This window comes from Candidatus Magnetaquicoccus inordinatus, from assembly GCF_004217665.1.
GTDB classification, from domain to species: Bacteria; Pseudomonadota; Magnetococcia; order Magnetococcales; family Magnetaquicoccaceae; genus Magnetaquicoccus; species Magnetaquicoccus inordinatus.
Genome location: NZ_RXIU01000472.1, coordinates 1 through 1282, shown reverse-complemented (window position 1 = coordinate 1282; position 1282 = coordinate 1). Strand labels below are relative to the sequence as shown.

General features: G+C 56.2%; 1 protein-coding gene. It reads right to left on the bottom strand.

The features are described from left to right. Window positions 1-154 precede the first annotated feature (154 nt). Window positions 155-1282, bottom strand: a 1128-nt coding sequence (locus EJP87_RS16615) for an Lcl C-terminal domain-containing protein (protein WP_130472948.1), incomplete at its 5' end; no start/stop codon positions are given.

The following is a 1282-nucleotide window of genomic DNA, read 5'->3' as shown; positions in this document are numbered from 1 at the left end:
AAAATCCCAGGGATTCCATCCCTGGACCCGGCCAGGGAGGTGCCCTCCCTGGACCCGCAGTTGTTTTGTATGGTGAACCCGCAGTTGTTTTGTATGGTGAATAGTTGCCAGGGAAAAACGGTTGTTCCAACAGCAACAGAGCCAACTGCACCACTTATCGACGCAGCGCCCTGACCGGCCAGGAGGCATTTTTGCGCTCTTGACTGCCGTTATACAACATCCCTTTGCTGGGCATCAGATACCAGATGTGGCCCGGATTGGCCTCATGGGGAGTGCTGGACCAATAATAACCGGAAGCAATGACCCCCTCAAAGAGACCGCTCTCCTGCCAATCCAACAAAATGTGCATCTCATCGCGGCTCAACAGACGCCAATCACCAGCACGGGATTGATCCTGTAACTGACACTGACCATCTGCCAGATTGTGTATGGCTGTGTTGGCCACTTCCCACATTTGTCGACCAAAACAGTTGGCATTTTTCAAACCCACCAGGCCGCGCAAACGATCGGTAATGGTACCATTACCATTATCGACATAGCGGGCGGTGGGTACGCTGGCGGGTTGATGGGCGGGATAGGAGAGATCCTGTTCTACTGCTCCTCCACGCACGACTCCTGGCTCCTGCCCGGAATCAACCATGCGAAAATGGAGCACTGGCGGTTGTTCCGGTAGTGGCGTTCGCGCAGTCGCAACAGGTGGTGGCAAAGAGGCTGTTTCTGGTGTAGATGTGGTTGGTACATAAGAAGATTCTGCTGTGTTTGCGGACTGAGCACCAAATCCCCCCAATGGCGAACTGTAGGAGGAAGTCTCTTGCGCAATCTGCTCAGAGCGGGCATTGGGAATGGGTGCGGGCAGCTCTACAGGTGCTGCAGAGTCGACGAAACGACTGGGAACACTGCTGGCGACCACCTCTCCCTGACTCGTCGGAGCAGAGCTTGTATTGGCAACAGGGATGGGTGTGGCATTGCCAGCACCGGCTTGGGCAAGAAAAGCGGCAGAGCTGTCAGAGGAAACAGACTCAGCAGGGACCGAGGCGGCTACTGGCGAGACAGCTTTTGGAGAGGCTGCTTTTTTGCTGGTAAAAGATTTTTTGGCGGGTGACGACAGGCGCTGCACGGTTGTGGGAGTTGCGCGCTGTTTTTTCAGAGCTGTGGTTCTGGGCGTTGCCTGAGCGCTGGGCGTAGCGCGCGGTGTCAAGGTGGCACCCGGCAGGGTTTGCATGCTCAGGCGTGCCTTGCCATATCCCTGACGCGCCGATTGGCGCAACCAATAGGTTGCCTG